Origin of the sequence: Aeromonas sp. R9-2 (genome assembly GCF_040908025.1) — a bacterium.
Lineage (GTDB): Bacteria > Pseudomonadota > Gammaproteobacteria > Enterobacterales > Aeromonadaceae > Aeromonas > Aeromonas veronii.
Genome location: NZ_JBFOCX010000006.1, coordinates 109360 through 128826, shown reverse-complemented (window position 1 = coordinate 128826; position 19467 = coordinate 109360). Strand labels below are relative to the sequence as shown.

Here is a 19467-nt window from a genome sequence, read left to right as displayed (position 1 = left end):
GGCACACACTTATCCTCAACCATGATGGCACTCAGCATGGCATCGACTCCTGATCCGGCAGATAGAAACTCACCTCGGTACCCGGCTCCAGCCGCTTGAGGTGCAGGCCGTCGCCATAGAGCAGCTTGACCCGCTGATGCACGTTCATCAGGCCGATGCTGCGGCTCTCCACCCGACCGGCGGCTACCCCGTTGATCACTGCCTGACTGATGCCGTAACCGGTATCCCGCACCGATACCCGGATGCCGCCCGCCAGCTGCTTCACCTCGATGGTGACCCGACCCGGCGCGCTGCGGGGCTGGATGCCGTGCAGGATGGCGTTTTCCACCAGCGGCTGCAACAGCAGGCTCGGTACCTGAATGTGCACATCGTCCACCTCGAATACCACCTCCAGCTTGTCGCCGAAGCGGGCCTGCTCGATGGCCACGTAGTCGCGCACCTGCTGCAGCTCCTCCTGAATGTCGATGAGCTCATCCCCCTTGTTGAGGTTGTAGCGCAGGTAGTCCGCCAGATTGGCAATCAGCTGACGCGCCTGCTGGGGCCGGATGCGGATCAGCGACGAGATGGCGTTGAGGGCATTGAACAGGAAGTGCGGGTTGATCTTGCTCTGCAGCGCGGTGAACTCCGCCTTGCGAGTCATCTCCTTGAGCTGCTCGATGCGCGACACCTCCATCTGGGTGGAGATGAGCTGGGAGAGGCCCACCGCCATCTCCCGCAGGGAGCTGGTAATGCTGTGGGTGCGGCGATAGTAGATCTTGAGGGTGCCGCTCACCGAGCCGTTTTCTCGCAGCGGAATAATGATGACCGAGTGGAAATCGGAGAGGTGATACTGGCGCAAATCGTTGTTGATGATGATCTGGTCGAGCAGCACCGCCTGCTGGGTCATGCCACTGATGGCGTGGTGCTCATCCAGCTCGTAATAGTCCTTGCCCACCCCGACATAAGCCAGCACGTCATGGGTATCTGTGATGGCCACCGCATCGGCGCTGATGTCGCGCCGGATCACATCACACACCTGACTGAGGGAGTGGCGATCGATGTTCTGGAAGAAGGGCAGCGTCTTGTTGGCGATATCGAGCGCCAGCTTGGCCTGCTTGGCAGCAATCAGCTCCTTCTCGTCATCCAGATCCTGCACCAGCTTGATGATGAGGCCGATGCAGAGCGCCCCGGCGATCATCGGATAGGCGATGTGGTTAACGATCTCCACCCCGACTTCGTGGGGCTCGGTCAGCAGCCAGATCAGCAGCATGGTCAGCCCTTCGCAGAGCATCCCCGCCAGAATGCCGTAGAGCCAGAGCCGCGACTTGCGACAGCGCAGGTGCAGCCAGGTGGCGAGCAGACCGGCGATAATACTGGCGATAAGGCAAGGGATGGAGGTGTGGCCATCCATGTCGATGAGATAGCGGTGCAGACCGGAGATGACCCCGGCCGGAATGCCGACCCAGGGGCCAAACAAAATGCCGCCGGAGATAATGGCAATGATCCGCACATTGATCAGCGCCCCCTCTACCGGAATGCCGGTGTAGGTACTGAACACCGCAAACAGGCCGAAGATGGAGGCCACCAGCACCAGCTCCGCCGGGGTGTGATCCCGCTTCTGGAACAGCCGCTGGAACGGCCGGGTGCGGGTCAGGAAGAAGAGGGTCATCAGCATCAGCGCCGCCCGTTCGAACACCGCCAACAACATCATCTGATTCTCAAGCATCTGCGCCCCCTTGCGGCAACCCGACCGATCACCCTAACCCTGACCAATAAATCGGGGCCGGATAAACCAGCCCCTGTGACATCAACAGTACTGACCGGCCACCCAGCCGGAGGACCAGGCCCACTGGAAGTTGTAGCCACCGAGCCAGCCGGTCACATCCACCACTTCGCCGATGAAGTAGAGGCCCGGTACCTTGCGCGCTTCCATGGTCTTGGAGGAGAGCTCGTTGGTATCGACGCCACCCAGGGTCACTTCGGCGGTGCGATACCCCTCGGTGCCGTTGGGCAGGATCTGCCAGTCACCCAGCAGGTTGGCCACCGCTTCCAGTTCCCGCTCGTTGTACTGGCGCATCGGCTTGCTGACCAGCTGCCCCAGCTCCACCAGCTTGTCGACGAAGCGCTTGGGCAGCTCGCGCCCCAGCACGGTTTTCAGCTCCTGCGCCGGGTGCGCCTGCGCCCATTCACGCAGGGCAGCCGGAATATCCAGCTCCGGCAGCAGGTTGATGTGGATCTTCTCGCCAGCGTGCCAGTAGGAGGAGATCTGCAGGATGACGGGGCCGGAGAGGCCGCGGTGGGTGAACAGCATCGCCTCCTTGAAGCGGGTGCCATCCTCGGCGGTCACCGCCACCGGCAGGCTGATGCCCGCGAGATCGGCGAACGCCTCTTTCTCGGCCTGATGGAGGGTAAAGGGCACCAGCCCTGCGCGGGTCGGCAGCACCTTGAGGCCGAACTGCTCCGCCAGTTTGAAGCCATAAGGGGTCGCCCCCAGCTTGGGCATGGAGAGACCGCCGGTCGCCACCACCAGCGAGTGACAGCCGATCTCACCCTTGCTGGTCGTCAACACAAAGCCTTCGTCCTGCTTGCTGACGGTGAGGATCTCGGTCTGGAACTGCAGGGTCACCCCGGCCCAGTCACATTCGATGAGCAGCACATCGACGATATCCTTGGCACTCTCGAGACAGAACAGCTGCCCCAGAGTGCGCTCGTGATAGTTGACCCCGTGGCGATCCACCAGATCGATAAAGTCCTGCTGGGTGTAGCGGGCCAGCGCCGACTTGCTGAAGTGGGGATTCTCCGACAGGTAGGCGTGAGCACCAGCCTGATGGTTGGTGAAGTTGCAGCGACCACCGCCACTGATGAGGATCTTGCGGCCCGGCTTCTTGGCATTGTCGAGCACCAGCACGGAGCGGCCACGGTAGCCCGCCTGCGCCGCACACATCAATCCGGCCGCACCGGCCCCGATCACCACCACATCGACCTGCTTCATCATCACTCACTTATCAAAATAGAAACGGCACCTGGCCAGAACCGTGATTGCCTCTGGCTGACATCACAACGGTGACTGCCCACCAGAATAAACAACGGCCCTTAAAAGGGCCGTTATTGTACTGGCTGAACACTAAGTGTCCACGACTATCAGGCGTTGCTGTCCATGATGCTGGCAGGGGCGCCCTTGGCCAGTTCGGCCAGCTCCTTGTCGATGAAGTAGAGGCCTTTGCCATCTTCACCCACCAGACCCAGACGGTCGACGATGCTCTTGAACAGCTTCTCCTCTTCATGCTGCTCGGCCACATACCACTGCAGGAAGTTGAAGGTGGAGTAATCCTGAGTAGTGAAGGCCACGTGAGCCAGACCATTGATGCACTTGGTGATGTGGTACTCGTGCTCCAGGGTGGTACGGAACACATCGCCCAGCGACTTGAACTCGTGGGGAGGGGCATCGATGGCACCCAGCTTGGGCATGGCGCCGGTCTCGCTCACATAGGTGAACAGACGCTCCATGTGCTGGCGCTCCTCGACCGCGTGCTGACGCAGGAAGGTCGCCGCCCCCTCAAAGCCCTTGTCTTCGCACCAGGCGCTCATCTGCAGATAGAGATTGGAGGAGTAGAACTCCAGGTTAATCTGCTCGTTCAACTTCTCGATCATGGCTTGGGCCAGCATCTTGTTTCTCCTCAGTGATTTGGTATCGATTGTCGCCACACTCCCGCCGCGAATCAACCCGCCAACGAGAGGGAGATCCCGTTTCTTTCAGCTCAGGGGGTCCGCTCGCCAAGGGAGGCGACATCCACCGGCGCAGCATAATCGACGCCCGGCAGCTCGAAGCCGTTGAGCTGCATGAAATCCTGCCGCAGCCCGGCAAAGTCCCCCAGCGCGTGGAAATTGTCCGGCGTCACCTTGGGCCAGAGCGCCGAAACGGCGGCCTGAATGGCCGGGTCCAGCTCATGGTCATCCATCCGGATCAGCCGGTTGCCATCGGCCACCACCCCATTGGCCCCATACATCTTGGCGGCAAACAGTCGCTGCATCTGCTCGATGCAGCCCTCATGGACGCCGCGCTCCTTCATCACCCCCATCAGCAGGCCCAGATAGACCGGCAGCACCGGGATATAGGCGCTCGCCTTGGTCACCAGCGCCTTGCAGACCGACACCCAGGCGTGACCACCAATCTCGGCCAGCTGCAGGTTGATGGTCTCGGCGGTGGCGTGCAGATGCTCCTTGGCATAACCGATGGTGCCATCGCGATAGAGGGGATAGGTGGACTCGGGGCCGATGTAGGAGTAGGCCACGGTTTGCGCGCCGGGGGCCAGACAGTCGGCCTGCTGCAACGCCTGCATCCAGAGCAGCCAATCCTCACCCCCCATCACGGTGACGGTTTCGCGGATCTCCTCCGGCGTGGCAGGTGCCAGCGACTGCTGCACCAAGGTATCGCGCTCCAGATCCAACCCCCAACCGCTGAACGGCTGGCCGGTGGTCTTGAGCACGGAGCGCACCTGCGTGCCATCTGGCAGCACCCGGATGCCGCTCGCGAGCGAATAGATCACCAGATCCACCTGCCCAAGCTGCTGGCGGATGGTGTCGATGGCCTGCTGGCGCATGCCGTCGGAGAAGGCATCACCGATCAGGTTGATGGCGATACGCCCCTCCTGCTCCGCCTCCTTGCGAAACCAGATGTTGTTGTACCAGCCGGCGCTGCCCAATCCTTTGTCGGAAGGGCCGCGCTCGAAGGAGATACCGATGGTGTCGGCACCGGTGCCAAAGGCGAGTGCAATGCGCGACGCCAGCCCAAACCCGGAGGAGGCCCCCAGCACCAGCACCCGCTTGGGCCCATTAAACGGGCCCGCTGTCTTGATGCGTTCAATCTGCTGCTGCACGGCGGCGCGGCAGCCGATGGGATGACAATTGCGGGCAACACAACCTTGAATCTGGGGATGAATGATCATGGGAAGGCCTCCAAAGAAACTGGCTACAGCATAACCAAATCGAAGGAGATTAACTTGATGCCGGATCGCTATCAGTCAGAAAAGCCGCGGGAAATGAGGCGGATAAACAAAAGGGAGCACGTGGCTCCCCAAAGCGGTATTCAGATGCTTTTTGTTGTTTTGTGTTCATTGCGAAGCACGGGCCCATCCTATGCCTCTCCCCCCTGATCGGCAAGCCGAGGGGTGTGACCGGCGTCAAACTCTTGTTTAATTTATAGGCAAATAGTGGTTAATAACTGAGTGGCTGACCCTGTGTCACACGTCATTAAACTCATTTAAATCCCAAAACTGTGCCTGAGGCACCATTTTAGTTTCAGCAGAGATTGGTATAGTGGGCTGAAGGATCGGTAAGGAGAACCCCCATGAGTGGAACAACCTATTACAAGCATATTCTGGCCGCGATCGACCTCTCTGAAGACAACCGCAAGGTGATCGACAAGGCTGTCGACAGAGCCCGCTCCAACGGCGCCAAGCTGTCGGTTATCCATGTCGATGTGGACCTCAAGGATCTCTACACCGAGATGATCGATATCGACATCGACAACGTGCAGGATCAGGTGATCGCCGAAGCGAAAGAGAAGCTGGAGGCATTTCTGGCCTCGGTGGACTATCCCATCGAGAAGAAGCTGGTGATCTGCGGCGATCTGAGCGAGCGGGTCAATCAGGCGGTCAAGGAGTACGAGATCGACCTGCTGGTGTGCGGCCATCGCCAGAGCTTCTGGAGCCTGCTCACCTCGAGCGCCCGTCAGCTGATGAATACAGTGCCCTGCGATCTGCTGGTCGTCCCCTTGCAGAAGTAATGAAACCGGCGTAGTTTGATTTGCTATGAACATGACCGCATTCAATCACAACTACTGGTGGTGCTGCTCCTAAACAGGCGGCACCGCGTTTCTATTGTAAATTTCCCAAAGAAAACACCGTGACCGCCGAGAGGCGGTCAACTGTTTTTATCCCTTTGTCGCCTCCTGGCTCACCCAACTGGAGAGAGTGACATGCACAACCCCGTAATCCTGACTGGCGATCGTCCCACCGGCAAACTGCACATCGGCCACTATGTCGGCTCCCTGCGCCAGCGCGTCGAAGCCCAGCACCACTACCGTCAATTCGTGATGATCGCCGATCTGCAGGCGTTGACCGACAACGGCCACAATCCGGCCAAGGTGACCGACAACGTGCTGGAGGTGATGGCTGACTATCTGGCGGTCGGCCTCGACCCGGCCAAGACCACCTTCTGCCTGCAGAGCGCCCTGCCCGCCCTCGCCGAACTCACCTGCTACTACCTCAATCTGGTCAGCGTCGCGCGGCTGGAGCGCAACCCCACCGTCAAGGCGGAGATCCAGCAAAAAGGGTTCGAACGCACGCTGCCAGCCGGTTTTCTGGTCTATCCGGTCAGTCAGGCCGCCGACATCACCGCCTTTCGCGCCAGCCACGTGCCGGTCGGGGAAGATCAGCTGCCAATGCTGGAGCAGACCAACGAAATCGTCCGCCGCTTCAACTCTCTGGTAGGCAAAGAGGTGCTGACCGAATGCCAGCCGATCCTGAGCGACACCGGCCGCCTGCCCGGCATCGACGGCAAGGCCAAGATGTCCAAATCCCTCGGCAACACCATAGAGCTCGGCATGTCGGCGGAAGAGATCAAACAGGCGGTGTTCGCCATGTATACCGACCCCAACCACCTCAAGGTGAGCGATCCGGGTCAGGTGGAGGGAAATACGGTGTTCGCCTATCTCGATGCTTTCCACCCCGACAAGGCGCTGGTCGCCGAGATGAAGGCCCACTACCGACGAGGCGGACTGGGGGACATGCGCTGCAAACAGGTGCTCAATGACTGCCTGCAAACCCTGCTCGCCCCGATGCGGGAGCGCCGGGCCGCGGCCATTGCCGACAAGAAGATGCTGCTGGAGCTGCTCTATCAAGGCACCGAGCAGGCTCGCATCATCACCGATGAGGTATTGGCGGAGGTGAAAAGCGCCATGGGGCTCGACTACTTCGCCAGCATCCGCTGAGCGGGAGTCCCGAGTGCATCGTCGCCATAGAGGTCGAACACCAACTGGTGCAGCAGGCTCTTGAACCAGCCGATCGCCTCGTCGTGGGCGGTGAGCGGATGCCCTGCCATCAGGTAAACGATCGGGATGGCGGGGTCTAGCTGGTGCATCCGCAGCGGGTAGTAGCGGCAGAAGTGGCGCCCGATCATCTCGGGCACCACCACCAGATAGCGGCCGGTCGCCATCAGCGGAGGCACCGCCATAAAACTCGGTAACCTGACCCCCAGCTCCCGTTCCACCCCGAAACGGGCCAGCCAGAGCTCCACCATCGCCTGACTGTGACCCCAGCTGGAGGTGTGGATATGGGGACGGCTCACCAGCTCGACCGGAGTCAGCACATCGGGCAATTCGCTGCCAAGGGGCGACAGGCAGACCAGCGGGTTGTTGAACCACTCCTCCCGCCATAAGCGGGGTGAGAGATGATTCGCCCCGGCGAAACCGATCACCAGATCCAGCTCCCCCTTCTCCAGCTCCCGCTCGTAGTTGCTGTCGGCCAGCTCGCACACCTCAAGCCGACAGTGAGGGGCCAGCCGATGGAGCCGCTCCACCAGCACCGGCACCAGCCCGTGCTCTACCGAACCCGGGGTGGCGATGCGGAAAATCCGCCGCGCAGTGGCTGGATCAAACCCCTTGGCCTGCCGCAATCCCTGCTCCAGCATCGCCAGCGCCTGGCGCACCGGCCCGGCAAGCGCCTTGGCCCGCTCGGTCGGCATCATCTCGCGCCGACTCATCACAAACAGCGGATCATCCAGCGCCACTCGCAGCCGCCCCAAGGCGTGACTGACGGTGGATTGGGAGAGATGCAGCCGTTCGGCGGCACGGGTGACGTTGCGCTCCTGCATCAGCATGTCGAATACGGCGAGCAGGTTGAGGTCAAGACGGGCGAGCGAGCTATCCATCGATATTAGCCATAGTTAAATGCCAACAATTCATTTTTACCATAGTAACAGATTGCCTAGAATGCGCTGGCTTAATACATCGGAGATTCAAATGCGTAGCTATCTGTTATTGCTGGCCATTGGCCTGCTGTGGGGTTCCCAGTTCATTTTCATGCACCAGGCCGTCGCCGAGTTGCCCCCCATTCTGGTGGCTGCCGGTCGTGCCCTGTGCGGCAGCCTGACCCTGGGTCTGCTCTGCCTGTTCATGAGGCTCAAGAGTGAGCACACCCCGTGGCGCACCTATATGCTGATCGCCCTGCTGGATGCCACCATCCCCTTCATCATGGTCGCCTGGGGCCAACAGTATGTGGATAGCGCTATCGCCGCCGTGGTCATGGGTTGTATCCCGTTTGTGACCATTCTGGCTGCACCGCTGTTTATTTCTGGTGAAAGAATCACCAAAACCGGACTGCTTTCCGTGATCATCGGCTTTGCCGGTGTACTCACCCTGTTCTGGCCGAAACTCTCCCAGGGCATGAACGCCGGTCTGCTCGGTGCCATGGCCATCCTGCTGGGTGCCAGCTGCTTCGCCATCGGCCTGCTGATGATCAAGCGCTTCGCCAAGGACCATCCGGTCGTGGTCGCCCGCAATATCCTGATCTCCTCGGCAATCCAGTTGCTGCTGGTCGCCCCCTTCATGGTTGATCTCGGCAGCCTGACCCTGCCGAGCACCCAGGCCCTGAGCGCGATTACCGTGCTGGGTACCCTCTGTACCGGTCTGGTCTACTTCCTCTACATGGCGCTGATCCAGAAGGCCGGCCCGACATTCGCCTCCTTCAGCAACTATCTGGTGCCGCTGTTCGGCGTGATGCTGGGTGCCCTGTTCCTCGGCGAGCAGATCCACCCCACTACCGGCGTGGCTCTGGCCCTGATCCTCGGCTCGGTCGCCATGAACCAGTGGGCGCAACAGCGTCGCATGCAGCGCGAGGTCTCCCTATGTCAGGCATCCTGACCACACTGTGCGGTGGTCTGGTACTGATTGCCGGCTGGCAGTATCGCCAGCGGCTGGCCGGGATCCTGGGCCTGCTGATGGTACTGCTGCCCTGGTTCTTCGATAGCAAGCTGCAAGCCATGCTGAGCTATGCCCTGAATGCCTGAAGTCCATCTCTGAATGTGTGACGAGAGTCTATCTCTCCTGTTTTTGGGACTGTTTTAAAAAACCTCCGATTTGTCCCCCGCTACCGGCGCTCTGCGCCGGTTTTTTTATGCCTGCCAGCCGGCGTCAGATCAGATAGCGATAGCTGAGTCGCTCGTTCTTGCGCGGCCCAGTGATCTGCCAGCTCAGCAGAAAACCGCCGTCGATCTCGATCAACTCGGCGCTGTAGTGATCCGCCCCGCACAGATGGGGCTCGGCGGTCAGCCAGCGGCCATCCCCCTGCGGCAGCAGCTCGAACAGCTCGACCGGCGCTTGATAACGCAGATGGGAGAGACGGATCCCCCGCGCACTGCGCTGCCACCAGAAGCGGTTGTGCATGGCGAGTTCCCTGCCATGAGGCGTGATGTAACGGCCCTGCTCGTTAAACAGCCAGCCACCATGATGATCGGTCACCTGCACACGCCCCTCGCCCCGACCATTCCAGTCGGTCGCCGACCCCTCGCCATTGCTGGCGGTAAAGGAAAATGCTCCGACCTGTGGCAATCGCGTCCATAAACGCTGGATTGCCGCTTCCATCTCGGCCATCATAGCCCCCTTAAAATTGACAACTGACGATAAATCAAACACATGAACTACTTGATAGGGGTCACCCTGCTCTGGTCATTCTCCTTCAGCCTGATCGGGGTCTACCTCGCCGGTCAGGTGGATGCCTACTTCTCGGTGCTGACCCGCATTGCCCTCGCCAGTCTGGTGTTTCTCCCCTTCCTGCGCCGCCGCTGGCTGCGCCCCGATCTGGCGGCCAAGCTGATGGCCCTCGGCGCCATCCAGCTCGGCATCATGTATCTCTTCTACTACCACTCCTTCCTGCTGCTGACGGTGCCGGAAGTGCTGGTCTTTACCATCTTCACCCCCATCTACGTCACCCTGCTCCACGATCTGCTGGAGCGCCGCTTCAAGCCTACCTATCTGTGGGGTGCCCTGCTGGCGGTGCTCGGGGCAGCCGTCATCCGCTTCGACGGCCTGACCGAAAGCTATGTGCTGGGATTTCTGGTAGTGCAGGGGGCCAACCTCTGTTTCGCCCTGGGTCAAGTGGGCTACAAGGTAATGCTGGCACGGGAGGCGGAGCAACCGCCGCAACTGGCGGTGTTCGGCTGCTTCTATCTGGGAGCGCTGGTGATCGCACTGCCCGCCTGGTGGCTACTGGGCAAGCCGCAATACCCAACGTCAGGGTTGCAGTGGGGCATTCTGCTCTGGCTGGGGGTGGGTGCCTCCGGCCTCGGCTACTTCCTCTGGAACAAGGGGGCGACGCAGGTCACCAGCGGGGTGCTGGCCATTATGAACAATGCGCTCATTCCGGCCGGCTTGCTGGTCAATCTGCTGCTCTGGGGCAAGGATACCGACCTGACCCGACTGACCATCGGCGGCCTGCTGATGCTGGCCTCGCTCTGGGTCTGCCAGCGTGACAAGCGCGGCCAACCCTGACCGCACTCAGCCGACGACGGTGTTGTGCTCCCGTCTGGCCTGACTGTGACAGCTGGCCAGCCGGGCCAGCAGATGATCGAGCTGCTCGCCAGCCTGACTCTGCACCAGCCCGATGCTGACGGTGACCGGCCGCTGTGACAGCAGGCTGGCATCGGCAATCTCGAGGCGCAGCCGCTCGGCGATCTCCAGCGCACTCATCCGCTCGGTCTGGGAGAGCATCAGGATAAAACCGTCCTCATCCCAGCGGGCGAAGGGATCTTCCCGCCGCAGTTCGTGACGCACGATACGCGCCAGCTTGGCCAGCATGGCGTCGCAAGCCGCTTCGCCAAACAATTGCTGGATTTTGGCCATGTGATCGACCGAAAACTGCAGCAGACTGAAAGTGCCACTCTCGGTCGCCAGCCGCTCCTCCAGCAGTTGCTCGAAGCGGCCACGGCTCTCCAGACCGGTCAGCGGATCGGTGCCATGTCGCTCCTCCACCAGCACGGCAGCGGGATCGAGGTGACGGACAACCCCCAGCAGATAGCCCCGCTCATCGCGACGCATCCGCTCTTCCAGCCGGATGTAGTGACCGTGATGATGCAGAATGCGGTATTCGAGGCGCAGACCGCTGCTGCGGCCGCTCTGGCAGGCGAGCAGGGCATCTTCCAGCCGGGCAACATCGTCGGGATGAACCCGATCCAGCCAGCCGAGATCATCCGGCCAGCAATCTCCCAATCCCAACAGGCGCAGGCAGGAGGGATCACGCTGCAGTCCATGTTGGGCTGACCAGCTCCAGATCCCCGCCTCCAGCAGCGCCATGGCATCAGACAGCAGACCCGGATCAAGCCGGGCAGTCACATCGACCAAAGGTGTCTTGAGCATTTCCATGGGGCGCCTCGAAACAGGATCTGAATACCTGCTCAATAAGTAACATTGGCGTTCACGCCGAGCAACAGGGTCAGATCGCTTTTCCCTGATATCCATTCATCAAGGTCTGCCAGTTCTCCGGTACGAAGTGGAAGCTGGTATGCAGTTGAGACTCTTTATTGAATGAACGGAGCAAGCGTTCCAGATTGGCCTTCTGCCATTCGCCGGGGGAGCGGATCGCACCCTTGTCAAAATCGATCACCCACACCTTGCCCTCTTTATCGAGCAGCAGGTTGTGGCTGTTGAGATCGGCGTGATAGACCCCGGCATCGTGCAGCTGGCGCACCGTCTGGCCTATCTTGTGCCATACCTCGGTCGCCACCGACCCCTGCTTGAGCAACGCCACCATATCCTTGGCACCGCGAATTCGCTCGATCAGGATATCGGCACGATAGAATGGGCCCTGTTTGACCATGCGGGCACCAAACGGACGCGGCACCGGCAACCCCAGTTCGCACAACTTGGCCAGCAGGGTGTATTCCGCCATGGCGCGGCTCGATTCGACCCCTTCGAACCAGAAACGATCCCGCACCACCTTGCCCACCATGCCGCCGCGATAGTAGTGGCGCAGCACCAGATGGCGGGACTCATCCTTGACGAACCAGGTCACGCCGCGACCGATGGAGGTTCCCACCACCTGACGGTTGTTCTGCCACCAGGCCGGTTCGAATAACTGGGAAGTGGGGTCGCGAAAGGCCCCTTCGGCGAACCAGCAAACTTGGTTGTGTTCGGTCTGTATCAGCATCATGAAGATCCCGCTCGGTGGGTCGTTGATCGCCCCTGTTTATGGGCGATGAGGCTGCGACTGTGGCATGCCCGCAACATGTGCCAGCCATGGCGGCTATTAAGGGTGGCAAAGCCCGGCTGACGATTGCGCGCAATTTTACAATCCACAGGGGAGTTTGCATAATGCCATCCACCCTTTTTGCCAGCCGTGCGCCACAACATGCCGCTATTTCAAACGCCCCCCTCCTCCATCTGCATCCTGCGGCTCTCCGCCATCGGGGATTGCTGCCACGCACTGGCGCTGGTGCGCGTCATCCAGCGGGAGTGGCCACAGACCCGCATCACCTGGATCACCGGCAAAATCGAGGCAACCCTGTTTGCCGATCTGCCCGGCGTCGAGGTGATCCCCTTCGACAAGAGCAAGGGGTGGCGCGGCTATCGCGATCTCTGGCAGACCCTCAAGGGGCGCAAATTCGATGCCCTGCTCCACCTGCAGGCAGCGATGCGAGCCAGCATCGCCACCCTCGGCATCAGCGCCAAGGTCAAACTCGGGTTTGATCGGGAACGGGCCAACGACGGCCAGTGGCTGTTCACCAACCACAAGGTGCCTTCGCCTGCCTCCCCCCATGTGCTGGACGGTTTCCTCGCTTTCGCCAAAGAGCTCGGCATCAAGGATCTGACCCCAGACTGGCAACTGCCCATCAGCGCCGAACATCAGGCGTGGGCAAGGGAGAAGATTGGCGGCAAACCGACCTTGCTTATCTGCGCTGCCGCCAGCAAGGCCTTCAAGAACTGGACGGCCGCAGGCTATGCCGCGCTGGCGGATCACGCCGCCAACAAGGGCTTTCAGGTTTATCTCTGTGGCGGGCTGGCCAAGCTGGAGCGGGATCTGGCCGCCGAGATCCGGCAACTCAGCCAGAGCAAGCCGGTCGATCTGGTGGGGCAGACCAACCTCAAGCAGCTGCTGGCGCTGATTGGCGAGGCGAGTCTGGTACTGGCCCCCGATACCGGCCCCACCCATATGGCCACCATTGTCGGCACGCCGGTGATCGGCCTCTATGCCCACCACAATCCGGCGCGCACAGGCCCATATCTCTGCCGCGACTACGTGGTCAGCGTCTATCAGGAGCTGGTCGAGCAGGAGACCGGCAAGCCGCTGGCCGAATTGAGCTGGCGCACCCGTCTCAAAGACCCGGAGGCCATGCGAAAAATCACTAGCGAGCAGGTGATCGCCGCCTTCGATCGGCTCTGCGCCGCTCGTCAGCTGCCGTAATGACAGGGCACCTCGGGAATTCCGAGCCATCAGGCAGGGATAACCTGATAGCCTCTGCCCTCAGCCAAAGGCACAATGCAGGCTGATGTGGGTTACGCTCCCGCAGCAAGCTACGAATACTTTGATCGGCTGGAATATGATTCCGGCCGTTTTTTTATTCGCCGCATTCTGGTAAAATTCGCCGCCTTTACATCCTCCTGACTCAAGAATTTTCCGCGTTTTGCGTTTGGCTGTCTCCCTTTCGGGCACAAGACGGCGGTCTCTGCTACAACCAAAACAGCGGTTTCGATTAAAGGTAATAATATGGCGCAACAAGGCACTCTCTATATCATCTCCTCTCCGAGCGGCGCGGGTAAATCCAGTCTGCTCAATGCCTTGCTGACCCAACATAACGCTGCGGGCAAGATGCAGCTGTCGGTTTCCCACACCACTCGCGCCACCCGCCCGGGCGAAAAGCACGGCGTGCACTACCACTTCGTACAGGTGGAAGAGTTCAAGGCACTGATCGAACGCGGTGATTTTCTGGAGTGGGCCGAAGTGTTCGGCAACTACTACGGCACCTCACGCGCCGCCATCGAAGCCTGTCTGGCCAAGGGGATCGACGTATTCCTCGACATCGACTGGCAAGGTGCCCGCCAGATCCGCGAGCAGATGCCGACCAAATCCATTTTCATCCTGCCCCCCAGCCGCGAAGAGCTGGAACGCCGCCTGATTGGGCGCGGTCAGGACAGCGCCGAAGTGATTGCCGGCCGGATGGCGAAAGCCATTGCCGAAATGGTGCACTACGACGAGTATGACTATGTCATTATCAATGAAGACTTCGAGCTGGCGCTGTTCCAGCTCAGGTCCATTATTGAGTGCCAACGGCTGGAGATGCGTCACCAGCAACAGGCTCAAAAAAACTTGCTGCAACAGCTACTGGCAGAGTAAGCCAAAAACAAGTAAACTTTTGCGTCATTTTTAAACACTGCTTTTCTAAATACAGAAAGCCCAAACACTGGAGTCCTGCATGGCACGCGTTACTGTAGAAGATGCTGTAAAACAGGTAGGTAACCGTTTTGACCTGGTGCTGGTCGCCGCGCGCCGCGCTCGTCAAATCGCGGTACAAGGCAAAGATCCCCTGGTCGACGAAGAGAACGACAAGCCGACTGTGATCGCCCTGCGTGAGATCGAGCTGGGTCTGGTGAACAATCAAGTGATGGACACCCAGGACCGCTACGAACAGCAAGAGCAGGAAGCCGCCGAGCTGGCTGCCGTTGCTGCCATCGCCGAAGGCCGCGGTTAAGTTATTCCTCCGGTTGGCACCCGCCTGGGTGCCGACTGTTCATCCCCATTTACAACCGCTCGAAAACCTCGCAAACTCAGGGCTATACCCTCAATTCCACGAATTGCCGTTTCACCGCTGCGGGGACTGTCTTGTATTTATTTGAAAACCTTAAAGAAATAGCCAGTTCCTACCTGCCACCAGAGCAGGTCGAGAAGCTCAAGCAAGCCTATGTGGTGGCCCGTGATGCCCACCAGGGCCAGATGCGTTCCAGTGGCGAACCCTATATCACCCACCCTGTTGCCGTTGCCCGAATCCTGGGTGACATGCGCCTCGATCATGAAACCCTGATGGCCGCCGTGCTGCACGACGTCATCGAAGACACCTCTGTCACCAAGGCCGATCTGGCCGAACAATTCGGCAATGCGGTTGCAGAACTGGTGGCCGGGGTCTCCAAGCTCGACAAGCTGAAGTTTCGCGATCGCAAAGAGGCGCAGGCCGAGAACTTCCGCAAGATGGTGATGGCGATGACCCAGGATATCCGGGTCATTCTGATCAAGCTGGCCGACCGCACCCACAATATGCGCACCCTGGGCTCCCTGCGCCCTGACAAGCGCCGCCGTATCGCTCGGGAAACCCTCGAAATCTTCGCCCCCATCGCCAACCGCCTCGGTATTCACACCATGAAGAACGAGCTGGAAGAGCTGGGCTTCGAGGCGCTCTATCCGATGCGATCCCGCGTGCTGCGCGAATCGGTGCGCCGCGCCCGTGGCAATCGCCGCGAGATCATCGATTCCATCCAGAGCGAAATCAGCGGTCGCCTGAAAGAGGCGGGGATCGAGCATCAGGTCAGTGGCCGCGAGAAGAATCTTTTCTCCATCTACAACAAGATGGAGAAAAAAGAGCTGCAATTTCATGAGGTAATGGATATCTACGCCTTTCGTGTCAAGGTGAAGGACATAGATACCTGTTACCGGGTGCTGGGGCAGATGCACAGCCTCTACAAGCCGCGCCCCGGCCGCTTCAAGGATTACATCGCCATCCCCAAGACCAACGGTTACCAGTCGCTGCACACCTCGCTGGTGGGGCCGCACGGGGTACCGGTAGAGGTGCAGATCCGCACCGAATTCATGGATCAGATGGCCGACAAAGGGGTTGCCGCCCACTGGGCCTACAAGCAGGATGGCGACAGCTCGGGCACTACCGCCCAGATCCGCGCCCAGCGCTGGATGCAGAGCCTGCTGGAATTGCAGCAGAGCGCCGGCAGCTCCTTTGAATTTATCGAAGGGGTCAAAACCGACCTCTTCCCCGACGAGATCTACGTGTTCACGCCGGAAGGACGCATCATGGAGCTGCCCGCCGGCGCCACGCCGGTTGATTTTGCCTACACGGTGCACACAGATATCGGCCACGCCTGCGTTGGTTCACGGGTCGACCGCCACCCCTACCCGCTCAGCAGCCCGCTGCACTCGGGTCAAACGGTGGAGATCATCACGGCACCGGGCGCCCGTCCCAACGCGGCCTGGCTCAACTTCGTGGTGACCACCAAGGCACGCTCCAAGATCCGCCAGTTCCTCAAGAACCTGCGCACCGAAGAGTCGGTGGTGCTGGGTCGCCGCCTGCTCAACCATGCGCTGGGCGCCAAGAATATCGAAGACATTCCCGAGCCGCGCATCAAACAGGTGCTGGCCGATACCAAGCATGAGAACCTGCAGGGCCTGCTGGCCGATGTGGGTCTTGGCAACGCCATGAGTGTTATGGTGGCGCGCCGCATGCTAGGGGATGAACTGCCGCCGGAAGAACAGCCCAAAACCAGCAGCAAGAAGATGCCGATCAAGGGTGCCGACGGCATGCTGGTCACCTTCGCCAACTGCTGCCGTCCGATCCCCGGGGATGCCATTATCGCCCATATCAGCCCGGGCAAGGGTCTGGTGATCCACCAGGAAGCCTGCCGCAACATCAAGGGCTACAGCAAGGAGCCGGACAAGTACCTGCCAGTGCAGTGGGAAGTGGACAAGGAGCAGGAACAGGAGTTCCGCACCGGCATCAGCATCGAGATCGTCAACCATCAGGGTGCGCTGGCCGAGCTGGCCAACGTGATTGCCGCCACCGGCGCCAATATTCACGCCATCAGCACCGAAGAGAAGGATGGCCGGGTCTATCAGGTCAGCCTGCTCATCACCACCAAGAGCCGCATCCACCTGGCCAACATCATGCGCAAGATCCGCGTGATGCCCAACGTGCTCAAGGTGAGCCGACAGAAGAACTGAACACAGGCGGCGCAAGCCGCCTGCTGCTTTTATAGAGACAAGCCATGACCCCCGAACGCTTCAAGCGCATCACCGACATGCTGGCCCAGCGTCAGCTCGATTTGACCGTCTGCATGGAAGAGGTCCACAAACCTCACAATCTGGCCGCCATCGTGCGTACAGCCGATGCCATCGGCATCCACCGGGTACACGCCGTCTGGCCCAAAACCTGGATCCACAAGCGCAAAGGCACCGCCCGCGGCAGCCAGAACTGGGTGGATGTAAAACTGCACCCGGATATCGGCACAGCCGTTGCCGAGCTTAAAGCCTCCGGCATGCAGATCCTGGCGACTCACCTCTCCGACAGCTCGGTCGATTTTCGCGCCATCGATTACACCAAACCGACCGCCATTCTGGTGGGTCAGGAGAAGCATGGCATCGGTGAAGAGGCGCTGGCCCTGGCCGACCACCATATCGTCATCCCCATGGTGGGCATGGTGCAGTCCCTCAACGTCTCGGTGGCTGCAGCCGCCATCCTCTACGAGGCGCAGCGCCAGCGCGAGCTGGCCGGCTGCTATCAACGCGGCTGCCCGCTCACGCTGGAGGAGCAGAACAGCATCCTGTTCGAGGGGGGTTATCCTATCTATGCCCAGCTCTGCAAAGAGAAAGAGATGCCCTACCCCCAGCTCGGCCCGGCCGGTGAAATTCTGGCGGACGAAAAGTGGTGGCAACGGATGCAGCTGACCCGCAAAGGGTGGGCGCAGCAGAGCGAACAGGACGATCCGCAGGAGGAGTGATGGATAACCCTTTTGGCAGCTGGCTGGAATCGCAAATCATCCGGGATCACCTGACCAACCCGAACATAGAGGCCGGCGACTACAGCTACTACTCCGGCTACTACCACGGCAAGCCGTTCGAGGATCACTGCGTCCGCTACCTGCTCGGCGATGGCTCGACCCGCGACACCTGGGAGAGCGGCCTCTGGGGCGAGGTGGATCGGCTGATCATCGGCAAGTTCTGCTCCATCGGCTCGGGCGCCACCTTCATGCTGGCGGGCAATCAGGGACACCGGCTGGATTGGGTTTCCACCTTCCCGTTCAATCCCGACACCTTTGGCGAAGGGGCCCGCAGCGGCTTTCTGCGCAAGGGGGACACCCGGATTGGCAATGACGTCTGGATCGGCTCGGAAGCGATGATCATGCCCGGCATCACCATAGGTGATGGCACCGTCATCGCCACCCGCGCCGTGGTGACCAAAGATGTGGCCCCTTACACCATAGTCGGCGGCAACCCGGCCCAACCGATCCGCCGCCGTTTCAGCGATGAGCAGATCCTCATGCTGCAAGAGATGCAGTGGTGGGACTGGCCCCTGCCCCGCTTGCAAGCCAGCATGGTGCTGCTCTGCTCGGGGGATATCGCCGCCCTTTATCACCATTGGCAACAGGAGTGTGCCTGATGAAACCCCTCTCTCTTTCCCTGTTGGCCCTGACCCTGTTTTCTGCCGGAGCCCTTGCCGTGACCAATACCTATCAACTCACCAGCGAAGCCGATATACCCAGCCTTTACCAGCAAACCCTGCCCGACTTCTGGCGCCAGCATGCGGTGGAAGGAGAGTTCAAGGGCAAGGATGGGGTGACCATCCGCTATGCTGCGCTACGGCAAGCCAAGGTCGATCGCGCCATCCTGATCGTCAATGGCAGGGTCGAGAGCTACCTCAAGTATCAGGAGCTAGCGTGGGATCTCTGGCGTCAGGGCTACAGCCTCTACCTTATCGACCATCGCGGTCAGGGGATGTCCGACCGGATGCTGGATGACCCGCAGAAGGGATATGTCGACCAGTTCGACGATTATGTGGTCGATCTCAAGCAGTTTCACGACCAGATCATCATGGCGGACCAGCCTGCCAAGCTGTTCCTGCTGGCCCACTCCATGGGCGGCGCCATCTCGGCCCGCTATCTGGAGCGCTGGCCCGATGATATCAAGGCGGCCGTGCTCTCCTCCCCCATGCTGGGCATCAATCTCGGCGGTCTGCCCAAGTGGCTGGCCAAGGGATTGGCGAGCACCATAGGCACGGTCGGCGGCTGGATTGGCGAGCCTCCCTACGGCCCCGGTCAGGGCGCCTATCAGGATCACAGCTTTGCCGACAACGAGCTGACTCACAGTCAGTCCCGCTATCAAGCCTTCCGCCAAATCTACGAACAGCACCCGCAGATCAAGCTGGGTGGCGCCACCGCCCACTGGATTTATCAGGGGATCACCGGTGCCGATGCTGCCATCGCCGATGCGGGCGCCATCAAAACCCCGCTGCTGGTGCTGCAGGCTGGCAACGACAGCGTGGTGGATAATTCCGCTCAGGATCGCTTCTGCACCATTGCCAAGTGCGAAGGGGGCAAGCCACTGCGCATCGAGGGTGCCTGGCACGAGCTGTTTATCGAATCCGATGACAAGCGCCAGCCCGCCCTGACCGCGATGGTCGACTTTTTCGCCCGCTTCTGAGCTGGCTATTTTTTGTAACCCTAAA

At 60.5% G+C, this 19467-nt stretch carries 20 protein-coding genes; 12 read left to right on the top strand and 8 right to left on the bottom strand.

Translation table 11 applies throughout. From position 1 onward, the window contains the following. Nucleotides 1-31: 31 nt before the first annotated feature. The 4 genes from AB5Y71_RS01730 to fabV form a co-directional block, all read right to left on the bottom strand. A complete protein-coding gene (locus tag AB5Y71_RS01730) occupies nucleotides 32-1705 on the bottom strand; it encodes a LytS/YhcK type 5TM receptor domain-containing protein (RefSeq protein ID WP_368170849.1) in 1674 nt (557 codons plus the stop codon). 81 nt (nucleotides 1706-1786) lie between these two features. Next, nucleotides 1787-2971: an NAD(P)/FAD-dependent oxidoreductase gene (locus AB5Y71_RS01725; protein WP_368170856.1), complete on the bottom strand. Its 1185-nt coding sequence runs from the start codon at nucleotides 2969-2971 to the stop codon at nucleotides 1787-1789. Between the two features lie 149 nt (nucleotides 2972-3120). Then, complete coding sequence (ftnA, locus tag AB5Y71_RS01720; protein ID WP_005339225.1) at nucleotides 3121-3645, bottom strand: non-heme ferritin; 525 nt, start codon at nucleotides 3643-3645, stop codon at nucleotides 3121-3123. 92 nt (nucleotides 3646-3737) lie between these two features. Next, on the bottom strand, nucleotides 3738-4925 hold the full coding sequence (gene fabV / locus AB5Y71_RS01715; protein ID WP_368170848.1) for an enoyl-ACP reductase FabV: 1188 nt from the start codon (nucleotides 4923-4925) through the stop codon (nucleotides 3738-3740). A 401-nt stretch (nucleotides 4926-5326) separates the two neighbouring features. On the opposite strand from fabV, the gene AB5Y71_RS01710 reads away from it, so the two are divergent. Both AB5Y71_RS01710 and trpS read left to right on the top strand, forming a co-directional pair. Continuing rightward, entirely contained in the window at nucleotides 5327-5764 is a 438-nt protein-coding gene (locus AB5Y71_RS01710; protein WP_005339229.1) for a universal stress protein, read from the top strand. Nucleotides 5765-5956: 192 nt separating this feature from the next. Continuing rightward, complete coding sequence (gene trpS / locus AB5Y71_RS01705; RefSeq protein ID WP_069529120.1) at nucleotides 5957-6970, top strand: tryptophan--tRNA ligase; 1014 nt, start codon at nucleotides 5957-5959, stop codon at nucleotides 6968-6970. On the opposite strand, the gene AB5Y71_RS01700 is transcribed toward trpS, so the two are convergent. After that, nucleotides 6949-7908, bottom strand: coding sequence for a LysR substrate-binding domain-containing protein (locus AB5Y71_RS01700; RefSeq protein ID WP_368170847.1), 960 nt, complete (start codon nucleotides 7906-7908; stop codon nucleotides 6949-6951). The genes trpS and AB5Y71_RS01700 overlap by 22 nt on opposite strands. A 91-nt stretch (nucleotides 7909-7999) precedes the next feature. Between AB5Y71_RS01700 and AB5Y71_RS01695 the strand changes: the two genes are divergently transcribed. Beyond that, on the top strand, nucleotides 8000-8899 hold the full coding sequence (locus tag AB5Y71_RS01695; protein ID WP_005357113.1) for a DMT family transporter: 900 nt from the start codon (nucleotides 8000-8002) through the stop codon (nucleotides 8897-8899). Continuing rightward, nucleotides 8884-9045 (top strand): hypothetical protein, encoded by a 162-nt coding sequence (locus tag AB5Y71_RS01690; protein WP_005339236.1) that lies wholly within the window; start codon nucleotides 8884-8886, stop codon nucleotides 9043-9045. Before AB5Y71_RS01695 ends, AB5Y71_RS01690 begins: the two co-directional genes overlap by 16 nt. A 124-nt stretch (nucleotides 9046-9169) precedes the next feature. Here AB5Y71_RS01690 and AB5Y71_RS01685 read toward each other — a convergent pair whose 3' ends face one another. Then, a complete protein-coding gene (locus AB5Y71_RS01685) occupies nucleotides 9170-9631 on the bottom strand; it encodes a DUF6314 family protein (protein ID WP_368170846.1) in 462 nt (153 codons plus the stop codon). A gap of 39 nt (nucleotides 9632-9670) precedes the next feature. On the opposite strand from AB5Y71_RS01685, the gene AB5Y71_RS01680 reads away from it, so the two are divergent. After that, nucleotides 9671-10525, top strand: a complete 855-nt coding sequence (locus AB5Y71_RS01680) for a carboxylate/amino acid/amine transporter (RefSeq protein WP_368170845.1) — start codon at nucleotides 9671-9673, stop codon at nucleotides 10523-10525. A gap of 6 nt (nucleotides 10526-10531) precedes the next feature. Here the strand turns inward: AB5Y71_RS01680 and AB5Y71_RS01675 are convergent, their stop codons facing one another. Together AB5Y71_RS01675 and AB5Y71_RS01670 are read right to left on the bottom strand one after the other, a co-directional pair. Continuing rightward, nucleotides 10532-11395 carry a sensor domain-containing diguanylate cyclase gene (locus tag AB5Y71_RS01675; protein ID WP_201959084.1) on the bottom strand — a complete coding sequence of 288 codons (864 nt, stop codon included), beginning with the start codon at nucleotides 11393-11395 and terminating at the stop codon, nucleotides 10532-10534. Nucleotides 11396-11465: 70 nt separating this feature from the next. Continuing rightward, a complete protein-coding gene (locus AB5Y71_RS01670; protein ID WP_368170855.1) occupies nucleotides 11466-12179 on the bottom strand; it encodes a 3-deoxy-D-manno-octulosonic acid kinase in 714 nt (237 codons plus the stop codon). 201 nt (nucleotides 12180-12380) lie between these two features. Between AB5Y71_RS01670 and AB5Y71_RS01665 the strand changes: the two genes are divergently transcribed. The 7 genes from AB5Y71_RS01665 to AB5Y71_RS01635 all read left to right on the top strand — a co-directional run bounded on the left by AB5Y71_RS01665 (nucleotide 12381) and on the right by AB5Y71_RS01635 (nucleotide 19442). Continuing rightward, nucleotides 12381-13433, top strand: a complete 1053-nt coding sequence (locus tag AB5Y71_RS01665; RefSeq protein ID WP_368170844.1) for a glycosyltransferase family 9 protein — start codon at nucleotides 12381-12383, stop codon at nucleotides 13431-13433. A 303-nt stretch (nucleotides 13434-13736) separates the two neighbouring features. Next, nucleotides 13737-14363 carry a guanylate kinase gene (gene gmk, locus AB5Y71_RS01660; RefSeq protein ID WP_368170843.1) on the top strand — a complete coding sequence of 209 codons (627 nt, stop codon included), beginning with the start codon at nucleotides 13737-13739 and terminating at the stop codon, nucleotides 14361-14363. Nucleotides 14364-14442: 79 nt separating this feature from the next. Next, a complete protein-coding gene (gene rpoZ / locus AB5Y71_RS01655) occupies nucleotides 14443-14718 on the top strand; it encodes a DNA-directed RNA polymerase subunit omega (RefSeq protein WP_005307060.1) in 276 nt (91 codons plus the stop codon). 131 nt (nucleotides 14719-14849) lie between these two features. Then, nucleotides 14850-16967 carry a bifunctional GTP diphosphokinase/guanosine-3',5'-bis pyrophosphate 3'-pyrophosphohydrolase gene (gene spoT / locus AB5Y71_RS01650; RefSeq protein WP_005339255.1) on the top strand — a complete coding sequence of 706 codons (2118 nt, stop codon included), beginning with the start codon at nucleotides 14850-14852 and terminating at the stop codon, nucleotides 16965-16967. A 44-nt stretch (nucleotides 16968-17011) separates the two neighbouring features. Next, the gene (gene trmH, locus AB5Y71_RS01645) at nucleotides 17012-17743 is read left to right on the top strand and encodes a tRNA (guanosine(18)-2'-O)-methyltransferase TrmH (protein ID WP_368170842.1); all 732 of its coding nucleotides are present in this window, start codon (nucleotides 17012-17014) and stop codon (nucleotides 17741-17743) included. Further along, a complete protein-coding gene (locus AB5Y71_RS01640; protein WP_368170841.1) occupies nucleotides 17743-18402 on the top strand; it encodes a CatB-related O-acetyltransferase in 660 nt (219 codons plus the stop codon). Before trmH ends, AB5Y71_RS01640 begins: the two co-directional genes overlap by 1 nt. Further along, the gene (locus AB5Y71_RS01635; protein ID WP_368170840.1) at nucleotides 18402-19442 is read left to right on the top strand and encodes an alpha/beta fold hydrolase; all 1041 of its coding nucleotides are present in this window, start codon (nucleotides 18402-18404) and stop codon (nucleotides 19440-19442) included. Before AB5Y71_RS01640 ends, AB5Y71_RS01635 begins: the two co-directional genes overlap by 1 nt. Nucleotides 19443-19467 lie beyond the last annotated feature (25 nt).